Consider the following 15,543-nt stretch of genomic DNA (forward strand, 5'->3'; position numbering starts at 1 on the left):
TATCCTTTTTAAATTTTATTATTAGTCAAATTTTCGCCCATTTTTGCGTGCGATTATAAAGCGAAGTGCATTTAGCTTGATAAATCCCTCTGCATCTTTTTGGTCATAAACGCTGTCCTCTTCAAACGTGCAGTATGCCTCGCTAAATAGATTATCATTTTTGCTGCTTCTGCCAAGGATGATCACATTGCCTTTATAAAGCTCAACTTTTACAGAGCCATTTACGTGCTCTTGGCTCTTGTCGATGAGCGCTTGGAGCATATTTCGCTCAGGTGACCACCAGTAGCCGTTATAGACTAGCTCGGCGTATTTTGGCATGATCTCATCTTTTAAGTGAGCCGCACCGCGGTCAAGCGTGATGCTCTCGATCGCGCGGTGAGCTTTTAGCATTATCGTACCGCCTGGAGTTTCGTAGCAGCCGCGGCTCTTCATACCAACTGAGCGGTTTTCTACTATGTCAAGTCTGCCGATACCGTGTTTTGCGCCAAGGCGGTTTAGCTCGGTTAAAATTTCAGCTGGGCTCATTTTTTTACCATTTATGCTTACTGGATCGCCTTTTTCATAGCCGATCTCAATAATCTCGCTCTTGTCTGGGGCATTTTTAGGGTCAACACTCCATCTCCACATATCATCTTCTGGTGCGTGGCTCGGATCTTCGAGCACTAGACCTTCGTAGCTTATGTGAAGTAAATTTGCGTCCATTGAGTATGGGCTCTTGCCTGGTTTTTTAGTGATATCTATGCCGTTTTTCTCAGCGTATGCTAAAAGTTTTTCACGGCTATTTAGATCCCACTCGCGCCATGGAGCGATGATGGTTAGATTATCGCCAAGTGCGTAGTATCCAAGCTCAAAGCGAACTTGGTCGTTGCCTTTGCCTGTTGCCCCGTGACTCACACCATCAGCGCCAACAAGTCTTGCGATCTCGCTTTGGCGTTTTGCTATTAGCGGGCGCGCTATCGATGTGCCAAGCAGATACTCACCCTCATAGACTGCGTTTGCTCTAAACATTGGAAATACATAATCACGTACAAATTCTTCTCTTAAATCTTCTATAAAAATATTTTCAGGCTTTACACCAAGCGCTAAGGCTTTTTTACGTGCAGGCTCTAGCTCTTCGCCTTGTCCGATGTCAGCTGTAAATGTAACTACTTCGCAGTTATATTCATCTTGAAGCCATTTTAAAATGATACTTGTGTCAAGTCCGCCAGAGTATGCTAAAACCACTTTTTTTACGTCTTTTTTCATAGCTCTTCCTTTTGTTAAAATGGTCGTATTTTAGCCTAAATTGATTAATCTTTAATAAATTAATTTAATAAATAATTTAAGATTTTACTAGAAATTTTTACAAAAAAGGTTATTGTTTAAAATTATGATAATTAATATTATTTTTATATACACTTTGTTAAATTTTTTGGTTTTAAAATTTAAAAAAGGAATAGTCATGAGAAAAACAAATTTTATTGCCATTTGCCTTAGTGTTTGTGTGGCAAATTCTCTTTTTGGAGCAGAGCATAAAGACAATAACGAAACAAAACTTGATGGCATTGTAGTAAGTGCTAGTGGTTTTTCACAGGAGATTAAAGAAGCTCCTGCAAGTATCAGCGTAATAAAAGGCGATGAGCTTACAAAAGATAGCTTTACTTCGCTCCACTCTATCGCTCAAAAGGTGCCAGGCGTAAATGTCGTTGGCGGCGAGGACGGAGCAGCTAGTGGTATCTCGATACGTGGCATGGAAAAATCTCAAACTCTAGTTTTAATTGATGGCAAAAGAGTAAACTCAAGCAGCGCAAACCCAAAAGGCGGAGCAGGGGATATGAACTCAAATTTCATCCCACCAGCTGAAGCGATCGAGCGTATAGAGGTTATCCGTGGCCCTATGAGCTCGCTTTATGGTAGCGACGCGGTTGGAGGCGTTATCAACATCATCACCAAAAAAGACTTTTCAAAATTTAGCGGCAACGTCGGCATCTCAACCACGATAAACACACATAAAGGCATAGGAGACGGCAGGCAGGGCGACTTTTATCTAAATTTACCTCTTTATAAAGAGTTTTTAGCGCTTCAGCTTTGGGGATACAAAAAGCTAAGAGACGAGGATAACTATAAAGGCGGTTATCAAAAGAGTGATAAGAGAAATTTAAGTGCAAAGCTCTGGATCACACCAGATGAACACAATAAATTCTTCATCCTTGGTTCAAACGAAAGACACGACTACTCACGCACCGTCGGCAAAACAGCCACTATAAAGACAAATAAGCTTTTAAACGCTTACGACTACGAGAAAAAGAGCTACGGAGCGGGCTACCTTGGCGAATTTGATAATCTAAATGCCGATCTTAGTTACATTTATGATGAGACGCAAAGAACGAGTCTTTTTGACAGCCTCATACCTGCAAAAGCTAAAAATCACAACTTTAACTCCAAATTTACAACGTTTTTCGGCGCACACACTCTAACTTTTGGCTATGACTTTAGCAAGCAAAATGTCGGCACTACCTTCATCGTCTCAAACGCCTCAAAAAATGGCCTTAAAAGCCCAAAAAGCTACTCGATGAGCGAGCATGCAGGATTTATCGAAGATGAGTGGCAAATTTTAGACGAGAAACTATTTTTAACGCTTGGTTCAAGGCTCACGCACAACGAATTTTTTGGCAACCACCTCTCGCCAAGAGCCTATCTAGTCTATAACGCTACAGATACATTAAGCTTAAAAGGTGGCGTAGCAACTGGCTATAAAACGCCAAATGTCAATCAAATCTCCCCAGAAGTAGGCACTATTCAAAATGCTTGGAGAATAGTTGATTTTGGCAACAAAGATCTAAAGCCAGAAAAGAGCACGACTTATGAAGTTGGAGCATATTATGACGATCAGGCTGATTTTAGAGGCTCGGTAACGCTTTTTAGAAATGAGTTTAAAAATAAGATCCTAGACACCGACGGTAGTAATGTCAATAATATATCAGCCTTTGGCACTTGCCCAGCGGGCTTAACAGTAAAAAAAGTGGGTTGCCCTGGCTGGGGAACTTACTTTAACATAGAAGGTGCGACCGTTTGGGGCGTAGAGTTAAGCGGAGACTACGACATCCTTTCAAATCTAAATTTAAGCTCAAACTATACCTATAATAAGTCAAAGATAAAAACTGGCAACCCAACAATAAACACGCCAAGAGGCCCTATGAAATTTAGCCAAACTGGGCTTAACAGACTTGATGGCAAAAGCCTAACAGCAACGCCAGAGCATGTATTTCACACTACGCTTACATATAAGCCTGTAAAAAGCGTCAAGACATTTTTTGGCGCAAACTACGAGAGTAAGCTAACAAGCGTAAATTTTGGTGCTGGTAATAGTATAAGAGAGAACACAAAAGACCTGCTTACCTTTGATACAGGTGTCAGCTGGGACGCAAACAAGCACCTAACTCTTAGCCTAAATGCCTACAACATCTTTGATAATGTAAGATACGATGAGGCGCTAGCAGACGACGACAAATATTACTTTTATCCGCAAGAGGGCAGGAGATTTTGGTTTAAGGTCGCTGCAAAATGGTAAAAGCGTTTAAATTTTTGCTTTTTACGCTTGGCGTGACGCAAATTTTACAAGCAGCTCCGCAACAAACGCCTGAGCCACTTAGCCAAAAAGCTGCTAGTAAATTTGAAATTTCAACCTTTAAAATGAGTGCAAATGATGAAATTTATAAAATTTTCACAGCCAAGCTAAAGGGGCAAAATGAGTTTAAAAATGTGCTTTTCTTACTTGACGCAAACGCCCAGTTTAACATGCTTTTAAATGAATTTGATGGCAAGGCTGCACCGCTAATAATAGGCATAGGATATGACACGAACAAAAGCTACGAAGTAGAAAAACGCACAAGAGATCTCACGCCAAAGGCAGATGGTGAGGAGTTTAGCAAGGGTGGTGGCTCGGATGCGTTTTACCACTTTTTAACTAAAAATTTAGTGCCGTTAATTGATGAGAAATTTAACGTACAAAATAGCCAAAAAAGCCTTTATGGACACTCTTTTGGCGGCCTTTTTACGCTCTATGCCATGCTTAAAAATGAGGGCATATTTTCAAATTTCTTTATCGCTTCACCATCTCTTTGGTGGGGCGAGTCTGAAATTTTAAAGCAAAATGTGAGCGAGGGTAAATTTAAAGAGAAAATAAAAGCCAAATTTGTCTTTCTTAGCGTTGGCGAGCTTGAAAAGAGAAAGGGCAAAACTGACAAAGCTGGCATTTTAAAGGCGAGCGATCTAGCCCAAATTTTAAAGCAAAGTGGGGTAAAATCTCACTTTGAGCTTTTTAAAAATGAAACCCATGGCAGCGTCATACCTCTAAATTTAAAAGAGCTTTTAAAATATCTAAAGGATTAAAAATTTAAGGCTATTTTTGTTAAAATCCGCCGCATGAGAGTAGATAAATTTTTAAACGTAGTAAATATCACTAAAAGGCGTGCCGTTAGCGAAGATATGTGCAAAAGCGGCGTTGTGAGCATCAACGGCGTGCAGGCAAAAGCGGCAAAAGATGTTAAGATCGGCGACGTGATCACCATCAAATTTCTAACGCGAGAGGCGAGATATGAAGTGCTAGCGATCCCAACTACAAAAAGCATACCAAAAAGCGCTCAAAGCGAATATGTAAAAGAGCTTTGATGGTTTTTGAGCTTTTAGAAAATGAGCTTGATGAGCTTGTGCGAGTGCTTCCAAAAAGTGGCGTGGTGCTACTAAGTGGCGATCTAGCAAGTGGCAAAACGACGCTTGTAAAGGCGATCATCAAGGCGCACGGCATAGACGAGAGCGTGACGTCGCCGACATTTTCTTTGATGCAAATTTATGGTAAAGATATCTACCACTACGACATTTACCAGATAGGATTTGAAGGGATGGCAAAAAATGGCCTTTTTGAAAATTTGTTTGAAGAGGGGCTTCATCTAGTAGAATGGGGCGATGAAAATTTAGAAAAAGCTCTAAAGAAAAACGGCGAGAGCTATACGTTAGTAAAAATTTCTCCTTGCAAAAATGGCAGAAAATACGAGGTTATAAGTGCATAAACTAGAAGTAAAAGATCTAAAAAAGACGATCAAAAAAACTGAGATCATAAAAGGCATATCTTTAGAGGTAAATAGTGGCGAAGTGGTGGGGCTTCTTGGGCCAAATGGTGCTGGAAAGACGACTACTTTTTATATGATTTGCGGACTCATCTCACCAACTAGTGGAGATGTCTTTTTGGATGATCAAAAGATTACAAGCGTTCCGCTTCACAAAAGAGCTCACCTTGGCATTGGCTATTTGCCGCAAGAATCAAGCATATTTAAAGAGTTAAGCGTCGAAGAAAATTTGCTCCTTGGGGCTGAAATTTTAAATCAAAGTGAAGAAGAGATAGCAAAAAGAGTAAATGAGATGCTAAATATGCTAAATATCGAGCCTATCCGCCTAAGAAAGGGCGTTAGTCTAAGTGGCGGCGAGCGTAGACGCTGTGAGATCGCTAGAAGCCTCATCATAAAGCCAAAATTTTTGCTGCTTGATGAGCCATTTGCAGGCGTCGATCCTATCGCAGTTAGCGATATCCAAAGCATCGTTAGAGACCTTAAAAAGCTAGGTATCGGTGTTTTGATAACTGACCACAACGTCCGTGAGACGCTAGCCATTTGTGACAGAGCCTACGTCATCAAAGATGGCTCGCTGCTAGCAAGCGGCAGTTCGAGCGAAGTGGCAAACAACAAGCTCGTTAGAACGCACTATCTTGGCGAAGAATTTAAGCTGCTTGAGTAGATGATGCTAAGGCAAAAGCAAACTTTAGCGCCAAAGATCAAACTAAACCAAACGCTAAGAAGCTGGCTTCCTATCCTTCAAAGCGGGCTTGATGAGCTAAAAGAGACGCTTGAGCCTTTTATAAAAGAGAATCCATTTGCCACGATTGAGCATAAAAATTTAGAAAAAAGCGAAAAAAAGCGAAATTTTTTCGAGCAAGTTGGCAAAAATTCTGTTACTGAGAGTATCGAGGCTTTAAGTATTTACAAAGAAAGCCTCTATGAAAAGCTCGTTAGCCAGATAAATCCACCACTTTTCCCCACACAAAAGTCCCAAGATATCGCATATAAGATCATTGAGTGTTTAGACGATGAGGGGTATTTTTCTTATGATGATGAAATTTTTGCGGGTTTTAATGAGAATGAGGTAGAGCGAGTTAGGGCGAGATTTGCCTATCTTGAGCCCTGTGGCGTGGGTGCAAAGGATATCAAAGAGAGCTTTTTGTTTCAGCTTGGCGAGGCAGAGGCGAGTGATGAGATCATAGAGTGCGCTAAAAAGATCATCTTAAATTTTGAAAATATAGAGAAGCTTAGAAAGCTTAAATTTTACGACGACGCGCTAAAGATCATAAAGAAATTTAAAAATCCCCCAGCCATTGAGTATCTAGAAGAGGCGAACCAAAAGGTCCCTGACATCTTCGTGCTAAGCACAAGTAGTGGCATAAGCGTGCAGATAAATGACGACTATTATCCTGAAATTTCTATCGACACCGAGGGGCTAGACGAGAAAGAGGCCTTTGTAAGCTCACGCATAAAAGAGGCTAGCGAGCTCATAGACGCCCTTGAGATGAGAAAGGCGACACTTTATAAGATAGGGCTCATGATAGTTGAGTATCAGTATGACTACTTTTTGGGTGGCGACATAAAGCCTATGAAGCTAAAAGACCTAGCTGACGAGCTTGGGCGCAACCCTTCAACCATCTCAAGAGCGATCGCGAACAAATATCTAAGCTCTCCAAGAGGCACGGTCGCGCTTAAAAATTTCTTCGCAACTGGCTTTGACGAGGAGACTTCAAATGCTGCGATAAAGGAATTTTTGCTAGAGCTTATCAAAAATGAAGACCACAAAAAGCCACTTTCTGATCTAAAAATTCAAGAGCTAATCCAAGCTAAATTTAACATCCAAATCGTTCGCCGAACTATCACAAAATACCGCAAAATTCTAAACATCGGCAGCTCAAGCCAGCGAAAAAGGGTCTATCAGATAAACGGCTAACTACCACTCATTTACAGCAAAAAGTATGGCCTTACGCATCTGTGTAAAAAGCTCGCTACTAAGCTCTTCGTACTCTTTGCCACGTTTTTTATATTGTGCCATGCCCGCTGCATCGTCGTTCCAAGAGCCCATACCGCCAAAGACATCAGCCAAGCTTGCCGCATCAAAAAGGGCTAAATTTTTCTTTGGCATAAGCGGTGCATTAAATATCTTTTGATCATTATTGCTTGAAGATCTAAGTGATTTTAATGCCCTGCGAAAACACTCACCAAAATTCTCACACTCTATCTCATCTGCAAAGGTCGCTATCTTAGTAAGTATGGCCATAAAAGCCTCTGTGTTGTCGCTAAAATTTTCTAAATTTACATCTTTTTCAAGACCAAATTCTTTATATATTATGTCCCAGCCTCTTTGATTTTTGTTGTATTTCCAGTAGGGCACGAAGCAGCTCATGTGCTCTTTAAAAATGCAGATGATCGATTTTTTGGTAGAGTTTGAAAAGCTAAGCAATAAACGTTCATCTGATGAGCCAGTTAAATTTGCAGTAAGTTTTACATCGCTTAATCCAAGTTTTAACGCGTGCTCAAACCACTCATTTACGCCATTTGCCCTATGGCCTGAGAGAAAGTGAAAATTTATACTATTTTCGTAGCTAGTGCCATTATACAGGATAGGAGAATCTGACTTTATGGCCTGCTTTGTGGCAACAATAATGGCGCATATATTAAACATTTCACCATTCATTTTTGCTCTCTTTAATAGCTCTCGTGGTAAGCCGTGCTCTAGCCAACCATCACAAAATTTTCTTGATTTTTAAAGTATGGTTTTAGACTCTCATAAGCAGATTGAATATTTTTAAATTTCTTTGCGTATTCTTCTTGTATGAGAGGATTTTTGTTGGCGTGCCTATCTGGGTGATAGATATTTACGAGTGAAAGATAACTTTGTCTAATAGTTTCAAAGTCATCATCTTTTTTGCAACCCAAAATCCCAAAATTTTCCTCAAGTAAATTTGCAAGCACAGAAAATCTACTTACAAATTTAGATGAACTTTTTATTTTTATGCCTTGTTTAAAGGCTTTGTAGTCTTTTTCATCATAGATAAAATTTACGCTAAATTTTGGATAGCTTCTTTTGTAGAGCAGTTTGTTTAATGTGTTTATGTCGTTGTCGTTTGAGATGGTGATGTTTAAAAAATCATCATTTTTGCTAAAAGTAACATTGCTTTTTACTAGACTCTCGCTGATGTAGCTAGCAAAATCTCTGCAAAGTACATCTTTTAGTTCAAATTTGACTTCATTTTTTACAAAATTTACGTTTAGGCTAATGACTGGAGTTAGGGTATTTTTTTGAACAAAGCCAAGTTTTATGGTTTTATAGTTTGCAAAACGAATATCGAGCTTATCATCACTTTGCTTTTCATAAAGTTTTTTTATAAATTTTAAGAAGCACTTGCGTTGTGGGATCTCGCTCTCTTCGTAAAACGAAATAACCTTATTTTTATTAGATAAAATTTTTGTAAAATTTCTGCTTATCATATCTCTAAGCTCACGAAACAAAGCGTCATTATCAGTTAAAATGCTTAGAGATTCTAATGTTTGCGTAACTTTCATTGCCTACTCCACATAAAATATTACATGTTTTAGCAATAAGCATTCCAAATTTATATTTTTCTTATATCTTGGCCTTTAATGTACTCTGCAAATTCGTTTTTTAGTTTATTTTCTTTATATGAGATCGCCTCTTCTTTTGTATGAGAAACGGCTTCTTTTTGAGTTTTTTTGATCTCACCTTGTTCTTTAGTAAGTTCTTTTTTTATCTCTTTTAAACTATCGAAAAAATCATTCATTTTTACTCCTTTTGTTTTATTGGATTTTACTAAAACAGTTATAAAATTAAAATGAATACAATTTTTCTTTAAGGAAAGTTTGGCTAATATCTCGACTTAACTTTCTTGTGCGCTCGTAGCTCAGCTGGATAGAGCATTTGATTGCGGTTCAAAAGGTCAGAGATTCGAATTCTCTCGGGCGCACCATCTTAATGACAAACTTCATAATTTTTATAGTAAAATAAGCAAAAAAATTAAAAGAGAAAAAATGGATTTTCAAAATATTCAAAAACAAATTTCGGTACTAAAAGAAAGTTTGACAGCATTAGAACAAAATAGTGAGCACGAGATCGGCTTGGCAGTTGGGGTTGTTGAGTTTAATAAAAATGCTGATGAACTTAAAAAAAAGCTTACAAATTTAAAAGGTGAAAGCGATTTCTTTAAAAGTGTCTTCAATACAGAAGACTATTATGAAAACATTAGTACTTATTTGGAGCAGATAAAGAGAAGCTTAAATTATAAAATTGAAAAAAATGGTGTGAGTTTTAAGGCAAATGAAAATTTACAAGAAAGCTATGTCGCCATTTTAAATATAATAGAAATTTTGGTAGCAGAGTATCAAATACAAAACAAAAATAAAGCGAAAAATCTCTTTTCTAGGACAACAGATACTACTCAAATAAAATCACTACTTGCAGAGCTAAATACTCTACAAGAGCGTATACATAATGTTTTACATATTCATTCTAGGATAGTTTCAAATGTTATTTTGCAAAATTTTAAGATAATTTATACGTTCTTTTATAATTGTATTAAGGCTGCAAAGCAACGCAAAGATGAACTTTTACTGGTGGAGATCGCGGGTATAACTGATAAGATAATAACTATGATAAAACCAGTCTTTAGTGCAAAAATTTTAAACACAAATGAGCTTATTTATCATTACTTGATCTTTGAGCTAAAAGAACTAAAATCTTGTGCGATAGGCGAGGAACTAGTTTAAAATTTTATCAATTATCTCTTTTGCTCCATTTGGCAAAAGGATCTCTTTTAGAGCTTTACTGCTTTTGTTTAGATCAAAATTTTCTATCATTTTTATAACTTCGTCTTTGTCTAAATTTTCTCCATTTTGCAAGCAAATTTCAGCAATGCCCTTATCTTTTAAAAAATTTGCATTGTAGTATTGATGATTACCAGCAGCATAAGGAAATGGCACAAAGATAGATGGAAGGGCGTTTGCGCAAAGCTCCCAAAGCGAGCTAGCTCCTGCTCTTGATATGGCAAGGTCAGCCTTGCTCATCTTATTTTCTATCTCTTTACTAAATTCAAAAATTTCTAAATTCGTTTCATTAAAGCCAAGTTCATCATATCTTTTTTTAAGTTCATCAAAGCCGTTTTTACCACATTGATGAATTATATTTATGCCTTTTTCTTTAAGATATGGAGCTAAATTTATAGCTAGCTCGTTTATCGCTTTTGCACCTTGCGAGCCGCCCAAAAACAAAATAGTCTTTAGCTCCTCTCTCACTCTTGCACTATCAAAAAATTTCTTTGCTACGGGATAAGGGTATGGCGAAGCTTCATCATAAGAGCTAAAAAAGCCTTTCGCATAAGGCTTTAAAATTTTATTTAGTTTGCCCATTACAGCATTTTGTTCGTGGATGAAAAGCGGCACTTTTGAGATAATGGCTGCAATGGCTGCTGGAGCTGCTGAATAGCCACCAACGCTAATGACTGCCTTAACGTCATTTTGCTTAAAAATTTTTCTACATTTTAAAGCAAGATTTACGATATTTGTTAGTGATTTTAGTTTAGCAAAACCTCTCTTATTTACCACGCCACTGCTTGGTAAGAAAAATTTTTGTAAAAAATTCTCGTCATTTTCAAACCAAAATTTATCTTGACCGCTAGTTGAACCAATAAAAATGGGCTTGATACCACGAGTATTAAGCTCCTCACAAAAGCTCTTTGCAATCGCTAAATGCCCACCAGTGCCTCCACCGCAAATAACAATCATAATTTTGCCCTTTTACTAACCATCAAAACCATGCCGATACCGATACAAATCGCAAGCACGGAGCTACCGCCGTAACTAAGAAATGGCACAGCAATACCCTTGATAGGCGTGATCGATGTGATGCCATAGCTATTCATTAAAAATGAAAACGATAAGATAAGCCCGACACCAAGTGTAAATAGATGATAGACCTTATTTTCGCTTCTGGCTGAAATTCTAAAAATTCTATAAAGTAGCGTTATAAATATAGCTACGATACACAAAATACCAAATACACCGACCTCTTCAGCGATACCAGCTAATACAAAGTCAGTATGGACCTCACTTAAAAAGCCGAGCTTAAAGATACCAGCACCAAGTCCTTCTCCAAAAAATTCGCCATGCTTTATAGCATTTAATGAGTGAGAAATTTGATATGGCTCTGGTGCATCAGCCACTCTTAATACATCTGCAACGCTGTCAGGCAAGAAAGAAAGTACCATATTTTGTATCGTACCCCACCATGATTTTATACGTAAAATTCTATGCTCAGAGCTGATTATCGCTACTGTCATAACAAAAGCGGCCCCTAAGATACCGATACTAAAAAGTCTTGCACTTGCTCCTGCGAAAAGCGCCATCGTCACAAATGTAAGTGCCAGCACGACCACTTGACCAAGGTCATTTTGCATAACAGCAATAAGAAAGATAGCAACACCAAAAAGAATAATATAAGGCATAAGTATCTTAATCTCATCTAGCAGGGTCCTTTTGCCTTCACTAAATTTTCTAGTAAAACTCCAAGCCAAGAAGTAGACAAAACCGATTTTAAAAAACTCAACTGGAGCTAGTGAAAAGCCAGGTAACCTGATCCAACGCCTAGCACCACCAGCATCAGTCACCATAGAAGCTGGCAATGCATGCATTAGCCCCATGGCAATACCGCAAGATATAAGAAGGCCAAACCCTATCCAAACAAGCGTTTTTTCGGGATTGAGCCTAGAGAGCCACCACATAATGAAAATTCCGATACAACCAACAACAAACTGGCGGATGAAAAAGTGAAACTCGTCGTAATTAAAAAATAAAACTGTAAAAACTGGCAAAGATAGTGAAAAAATAATGCTTATAGCGATCAAAGTCGAACAAAGATAGAAAATGATCTTATCAACTGCCAAAATTTAACTCCAAGTTTAAAAAGTGCCAAAGTATAATAAAAAACGGCTTACAAAGATATTATTTGCTATAATTGCAGGCTTTAAGGATGGGCATGAAGATAGGTATATTTGACTCAGGACTTGGCGGACTGAGTGTCTTAAATGAAGCTTTAAGCAAGCTTAGCGAGCATGAATTTTTATATTACGCAGACGTTAAAAATGTCCCATACGGACAAAAGAGCAGGGATGAGATCTTAAAATTTAGCTTTGATGCGGTGAAATTTCTCATAGAAAATGGCGCAAACGCCGTTGTAGTAGCTTGTAATACGGCAACAAGCGTGGCGATAAAAGAGCTTAGAGCAAATTTAAATGTACCCATAATCGGCATGGAGCCAGCTGTAAAAAAAGCTCATGACTTAAGCCATAATGATGCCTTAAAGACGCTTGTCATAGCCACTCCGGTCACCGTAAATGGTGCAAAACTAAAAGAGCTGATCGCAAATTTACACGCAAAAGATAAAACTGAGCTGCTCGCTCTACCACGCCTTGTAAATTTTGCTGAAAATGGGGAATTTGACACCGAGAATGTAAAATCATATCTAAAAGAAGAGTTAGCTAAATTTGATCTAAGCAAATTTAGCTTTTTGGTGCTTGGCTGCACGCACTTTAACTATTTTAAAGATAGTCTAAGAGAAATTTTGCCGCCAAATATAAGCATAATTGATGGCAACGAAGGGACAATAAACCGCCTTATAAGTGAGCTTGGAATAAAAATTTCTACTTTAAATAAAGCCCCAAAAGTTAGATTTTTCTATTCTGGTGATGAAGTATTCAGTAAATTTGAGCTAGATAAAATTTCAAGGAATTTAGCTAGATTAGAGAAGATGAGGGCGATTTGTTAGGTTAAATCTAACTAAATATCACAAGTAAAAATTTTATAAAATACACTAAATTTTACATATTTTTATATGTATTTAGGCTTTTCTTTGCCTTATTATATAAACCACACTTATTACTGCAACAACAGCCAAAAGAGCGATCGTGATTATTAAAAGTGTTTGTTTGCTAGGATTTGAACCTAGAAAATAGCCAACTCCAAGCAAAACAGCACACCAAATCCCAGCTCCAAGTGTGGTAAATAGACAAAATCTAAATATATTCATCTTAGCAAGTCCGGCTGGTAGGCTGATGTATTGGCGAATGCCAGGAATCAGACGTGAGTTAAATGTAGAAATTTCGCCGTGTTTATTGAAAAATGCTTCAAATTTATCCATTTTTTCGTGAGTAATTCCCACAAATTTGCCGTATTTTAAAACGATCTCACGTCCAAAAAAGTAGCAAAGATAATAGTTAAAAATAGCTCCAAGTAAGCTACCGAGCGTACCTGCAAGAAAGGCCAAAATTAAACTCATTTCACCTTTATGTGCCAAATAACCAGCTGGTATCATCGCTACCTCGCTTGGAAATGGAAAAAATGAGCTTTCTAAAAACATCATCACAAATATGCCAGCATAACCCCAGCTACTTACGCTCGCAACTATAAAATCAATAACATCATGCAGCATTTAAATTCCTGAAAAATTTTAAAGTGAGCCATTTTAGCAAAGCATAGCTTAAGCTTTTTGACAAAAATAAAGAGAGTTTGTAGCTTGTAAAACAAAATAAAATTAGAAACAAAATAGGGCGAAAGCTCGCCCCATTTTTAAAATGCAGGTATAACTTCACCTTTATAGCGAGTAATGATGAAATTTTTAGTATCAGGGCTAAGTACCGCATCAATCAAAGCTTTGATCTTAGGGTTATTTTCGTTGCCAGCCTTTGTGACGATGATGTTAGCGTAAGGACTATTGGCGTCTTCAAGCAAAAGTGCATCTTTTGCCACACTCATACCAAGATCAAGGACGAAATTTGTACTAATGGCAGCGATATCGACATCGTCAAGCGTTCTTGGTATCTGAGCACCCTCAAGCTCTACAAATTGTAAATTTTTAGGATTTTTAGTTATGTCATTTATAGTTGCGACTTTTACGTTTTTATCGATCTCAATAAGACCAGCCTTTTCTAAAATTCTAAGCGCTCTATTGCCATTTGATGGATCATAAGCGATCGCAACTTTTGCACCATCTTTTAACTCTTTTATGTTTTTTATCTTTTTAGAATAAAAGCCAAGTGGCTCAACATGGACATTTGCAACACTTACAAGATGCAAGCCTCTAGCCTTGTTTTGCTCCTCAAGATATGGTAAATGCTGAAAGAAATTTGCATCCAAACTGCCATCTTCTGTCGCGACATTTGGGATAGAGTAGTCTGAAATTTCAGAGATAACAAGGTCGTAGCCTTTATCTTTTAGCTTTGGCTTTACAAATTCTAAAATTTCAGCGTGTGGTACTGGCGAGACGCCGACTACGATAGTGTGGTCTTTGTCGGCTGCGTGAAGGCTTAGAGCAACTAAAGATGCGGTTAAAAGTTTGATAAATTTCATTGTTTTTCCTTTTTTGATTTGATTTGAAGCGACGCTAAAAAGGTAAAAGCTTTTACGTCGCTTTTTTATAAATTTGACTAAAACGCTGGGATGATAGCGCCATTATATTTTGTCTCGATAAATTTTTTAACCTCTGGTGAGTTTATCGCTTTATCAAGCGCTTTAGTTTTAGGGCTATTTTCATTACCAGCTTTTACAACTACGTAGTTTACGTATGGGCTATCTTTGCTCTCGATCACAAGCGCGTCTTTTGTTGGATTGAGATTTGCATTTAGAGCGTAGTTTGTGTTGATAACTGCGATAGTAACGTCATCAAGCGTTCTTGGCACTTGAGCAGTCTCGATCTCTTCAAATTTAAGCTTTTTAGGGTTATCAACTATATCAAGCGGAGTTTTTAGCGGATTATCGTTTAGCTTAATAAGTCCAGCATTTGCAAGAATATCTAAAGCACGGCTTTCATTTGTCGGATCATTTGGGATAGATACGGTCGAACCATCTTTTAGATCTTTGATGTCTTTTATCTTTTTAGAATAAACTCCCATTGGCTCAAGATGAACGCCAACTGTTTTTATAAGGTGAGTGCCTTTGTTTTTGTTAAATTCTTCAAGATATGGGATGTGCTGAAAGAAGTTTGCGTCAAGGTCGCCGTCCTCTGTTGCAAGGTTTGGTGTGGTGTAGTCGTTAAATTCTTTAATCTCAAGCGTATAGCCATCTTTTGCCAAAATAGGCTTTACAACCTCTAAAATTTCAGCATGTGGAATAGGTGTAGCACCAACGATTATTGTTTTTGATTTATCAGCTGCATTTGCACTTACACTAAGACCAAGAGCAACTAAAGAAGTGAGAAGTAGTTTTTTCATTTATTATCCTTTTAAAATTTGCTAAGCACTAAAAAAGGATAAATTTAAGCTAGAGGGTTAAATTTCTTTTTAAGCGCTTAAGCTAGTTCTAAGCACTTAAAAAGAAATTTGTGCTTAGAGATTAGTCTTTCGACAACGCGTTTTTTAGTAGGCGGCACATGTGGCACATATCTGATTTCATCTTTTATCCTTTCAGC

The 15,543-nt window shown here is 37.8% G+C and carries 17 protein-coding genes and 1 tRNA gene; 9 read left to right on the forward strand and 9 right to left on the reverse strand.

What is annotated here, in order from left to right; all coding sequences use genetic code 11:
* Window positions 1–21 precede the first annotated feature (21 nt).
* Complete coding sequence (locus CVT15_RS04635) at window positions 22–1,245, reverse strand: argininosuccinate synthase (protein ID WP_103576309.1); 1,224 nt, start codon at window positions 1,243–1,245, stop codon at window positions 22–24.
* Between the two features lie 196 nt (window positions 1,246–1,441).
* Between CVT15_RS04635 and CVT15_RS04640 the strand changes: the two genes are divergently transcribed.
* From CVT15_RS04640 to CVT15_RS04665, 6 genes are read left to right on the forward strand one after another with little or no spacing between them, the layout of a single operon-like run.
* Entirely contained in the window at window positions 1,442–3,550 is a 2,109-nt protein-coding gene (locus CVT15_RS04640; protein ID WP_103576308.1) for a TonB-dependent receptor domain-containing protein, read from the forward strand.
* Entirely contained in the window at window positions 3,544–4,371 is an 828-nt protein-coding gene (locus tag CVT15_RS04645) for an alpha/beta hydrolase (protein ID WP_103576307.1), read from the forward strand. The genes CVT15_RS04640 and CVT15_RS04645 overlap by 7 nt, the downstream gene beginning before the upstream one ends.
* A gap of 33 nt (window positions 4,372–4,404) precedes the next feature.
* Complete coding sequence (locus CVT15_RS04650; RefSeq protein WP_087585885.1) at window positions 4,405–4,650, forward strand: RNA-binding S4 domain-containing protein; 246 nt, start codon at window positions 4,405–4,407, stop codon at window positions 4,648–4,650.
* Window positions 4,650–5,048 carry a tRNA (adenosine(37)-N6)-threonylcarbamoyltransferase complex ATPase subunit type 1 TsaE gene (gene tsaE, locus CVT15_RS04655; RefSeq protein WP_103576306.1) on the forward strand — a complete coding sequence of 133 codons (399 nt, stop codon included), beginning with the start codon at window positions 4,650–4,652 and terminating at the stop codon, window positions 5,046–5,048. Before CVT15_RS04650 ends, tsaE begins: the two co-directional genes overlap by 1 nt.
* On the forward strand, window positions 5,041–5,769 hold the full coding sequence (gene lptB / locus CVT15_RS04660) for an LPS export ABC transporter ATP-binding protein (RefSeq protein WP_107898063.1): 729 nt from the start codon (window positions 5,041–5,043) through the stop codon (window positions 5,767–5,769). The genes tsaE and lptB overlap by 8 nt, the downstream gene beginning before the upstream one ends.
* Before the next feature lie 3 nt (window positions 5,770–5,772).
* Complete coding sequence (locus CVT15_RS04665; RefSeq protein WP_230853986.1) at window positions 5,773–7,023, forward strand: RNA polymerase factor sigma-54; 1,251 nt, start codon at window positions 5,773–5,775, stop codon at window positions 7,021–7,023.
* Here CVT15_RS04665 and CVT15_RS04670 read toward each other — a convergent pair whose 3' ends face one another.
* From CVT15_RS04670 to CVT15_RS04680, 3 genes are read right to left on the reverse strand one after another with little or no spacing between them, the layout of a single operon-like run.
* On the reverse strand, window positions 7,024–7,767 hold the full coding sequence (locus CVT15_RS04670) for a hypothetical protein (protein WP_107898061.1): 744 nt from the start codon (window positions 7,765–7,767) through the stop codon (window positions 7,024–7,026).
* A gap of 38 nt (window positions 7,768–7,805) precedes the next feature.
* Complete coding sequence (locus tag CVT15_RS04675; RefSeq protein WP_107898060.1) at window positions 7,806–8,636, reverse strand: adenylosuccinate lyase; 831 nt, start codon at window positions 8,634–8,636, stop codon at window positions 7,806–7,808.
* 50 nt (window positions 8,637–8,686) lie between these two features.
* On the reverse strand, window positions 8,687–8,872 hold the full coding sequence (locus tag CVT15_RS04680; protein WP_054196631.1) for a hypothetical protein: 186 nt from the start codon (window positions 8,870–8,872) through the stop codon (window positions 8,687–8,689).
* Window positions 8,873–8,981: 109 nt separating this feature from the next.
* Here CVT15_RS04680 and CVT15_RS04685 point away from each other — a divergent pair.
* Window positions 8,982–9,058 (forward strand) — tRNA-Arg (locus CVT15_RS04685).
* 61 nt (window positions 9,059–9,119) lie between these two features.
* A complete protein-coding gene (locus tag CVT15_RS04690; protein WP_107898059.1) occupies window positions 9,120–9,854 on the forward strand; it encodes an imidazole glycerol phosphate synthase in 735 nt (244 codons plus the stop codon).
* Here CVT15_RS04690 and murG read toward each other — a convergent pair.
* Both murG and CVT15_RS04700 read right to left on the reverse strand, forming a co-directional pair.
* Window positions 9,846–10,868 (reverse strand): undecaprenyldiphospho-muramoylpentapeptide beta-N-acetylglucosaminyltransferase, encoded by a 1,023-nt coding sequence (gene murG / locus CVT15_RS04695; protein WP_103577397.1) that lies wholly within the window; start codon window positions 10,866–10,868, stop codon window positions 9,846–9,848. The two genes, CVT15_RS04690 and murG, sit on opposite strands and share 9 nt — an antisense overlap.
* Window positions 10,865–12,025, reverse strand: coding sequence for an FtsW/RodA/SpoVE family cell cycle protein (locus CVT15_RS04700; RefSeq protein ID WP_103577398.1), 1,161 nt, complete (start codon window positions 12,023–12,025; stop codon window positions 10,865–10,867). The genes murG and CVT15_RS04700 overlap by 4 nt, the downstream gene beginning before the upstream one ends.
* A gap of 92 nt (window positions 12,026–12,117) precedes the next feature.
* Here CVT15_RS04700 and murI point away from each other — a divergent pair, with 92 nt between their 5' ends.
* Window positions 12,118–12,906, forward strand: a complete 789-nt coding sequence (gene murI, locus CVT15_RS04705) for a glutamate racemase (protein ID WP_084107935.1) — start codon at window positions 12,118–12,120, stop codon at window positions 12,904–12,906.
* Window positions 12,907–12,978: 72 nt separating this feature from the next.
* Here murI and CVT15_RS04710 read toward each other — a convergent pair whose 3' ends face one another.
* The 3 genes from CVT15_RS04710 to CVT15_RS04720 form a co-directional block, all read right to left on the reverse strand.
* Window positions 12,979–13,569: a DedA family protein gene (locus tag CVT15_RS04710; RefSeq protein ID WP_084107934.1), complete on the reverse strand. Its 591-nt coding sequence runs from the start codon at window positions 13,567–13,569 to the stop codon at window positions 12,979–12,981.
* A 137-nt stretch (window positions 13,570–13,706) separates the two neighbouring features.
* Window positions 13,707–14,486 carry a MetQ/NlpA family ABC transporter substrate-binding protein gene (locus tag CVT15_RS04715; RefSeq protein ID WP_084107933.1) on the reverse strand — a complete coding sequence of 260 codons (780 nt, stop codon included), beginning with the start codon at window positions 14,484–14,486 and terminating at the stop codon, window positions 13,707–13,709.
* Window positions 14,487–14,563: 77 nt separating this feature from the next.
* Window positions 14,564–15,346, reverse strand: coding sequence for a MetQ/NlpA family ABC transporter substrate-binding protein (locus CVT15_RS04720; RefSeq protein ID WP_103577399.1), 783 nt, complete (start codon window positions 15,344–15,346; stop codon window positions 14,564–14,566).
* Between the last annotated feature and the right edge of the window lie 197 nt (window positions 15,347–15,543).

The sequence above is a fragment of the Campylobacter concisus genome (genome assembly GCF_003048595.2).
Lineage (GTDB): Bacteria > Campylobacterota > Campylobacteria > Campylobacterales > Campylobacteraceae > Campylobacter_A > Campylobacter_A concisus_L.

Excerpts from the sequence above, each read along its gene's own strand:
- CVT15_RS04635 (WP_103576309.1), bottom strand. The coding sequence starts at position 1,245 with ATGAAAAAAGACGTAAAAAAAGTGGTTTTAGCATACTCTGGCGGACTT.
- CVT15_RS04640 (WP_103576308.1), top strand. The coding sequence starts at position 1,442 with ATGAGAAAAACAAATTTTATTGCCATTTGCCTTAGTGTTTGTGTGGCA.
- CVT15_RS04645 (WP_103576307.1), top strand. The coding sequence starts at position 3,544 with ATGGTAAAAGCGTTTAAATTTTTGCTTTTTACGCTTGGCGTGACGCAA.
- CVT15_RS04650 (WP_087585885.1), top strand. The coding sequence starts at position 4,405 with ATGAGAGTAGATAAATTTTTAAACGTAGTAAATATCACTAAAAGGCGT.
- tsaE (WP_103576306.1), top strand. The coding sequence starts at position 4,650 with ATGGTTTTTGAGCTTTTAGAAAATGAGCTTGATGAGCTTGTGCGAGTG.
- CVT15_RS04665 (WP_230853986.1), top strand. The coding sequence starts at position 5,773 with ATGCTAAGGCAAAAGCAAACTTTAGCGCCAAAGATCAAACTAAACCAA.
- CVT15_RS04670 (WP_107898061.1), bottom strand. The coding sequence starts at position 7,767 with ATGAATGGTGAAATGTTTAATATATGCGCCATTATTGTTGCCACAAAG.
- CVT15_RS04675 (WP_107898060.1), bottom strand. The coding sequence starts at position 8,636 with ATGAAAGTTACGCAAACATTAGAATCTCTAAGCATTTTAACTGATAAT.
- CVT15_RS04680 (WP_054196631.1), bottom strand. The coding sequence starts at position 8,872 with ATGAATGATTTTTTCGATAGTTTAAAAGAGATAAAAAAAGAACTTACT.
- CVT15_RS04690 (WP_107898059.1), top strand. The coding sequence starts at position 9,120 with ATGGATTTTCAAAATATTCAAAAACAAATTTCGGTACTAAAAGAAAGT.
- murG (WP_103577397.1), bottom strand. The coding sequence starts at position 10,868 with ATGATTGTTATTTGCGGTGGAGGCACTGGTGGGCATTTAGCGATTGCA.
- murI (WP_084107935.1), top strand. The coding sequence starts at position 12,118 with ATGAAGATAGGTATATTTGACTCAGGACTTGGCGGACTGAGTGTCTTA.
- CVT15_RS04710 (WP_084107934.1), bottom strand. The coding sequence starts at position 13,569 with ATGCTGCATGATGTTATTGATTTTATAGTTGCGAGCGTAAGTAGCTGG.
- CVT15_RS04715 (WP_084107933.1), bottom strand. The coding sequence starts at position 14,486 with ATGAAATTTATCAAACTTTTAACCGCATCTTTAGTTGCTCTAAGCCTT.
- CVT15_RS04720 (WP_103577399.1), bottom strand. The coding sequence starts at position 15,346 with ATGAAAAAACTACTTCTCACTTCTTTAGTTGCTCTTGGTCTTAGTGTA.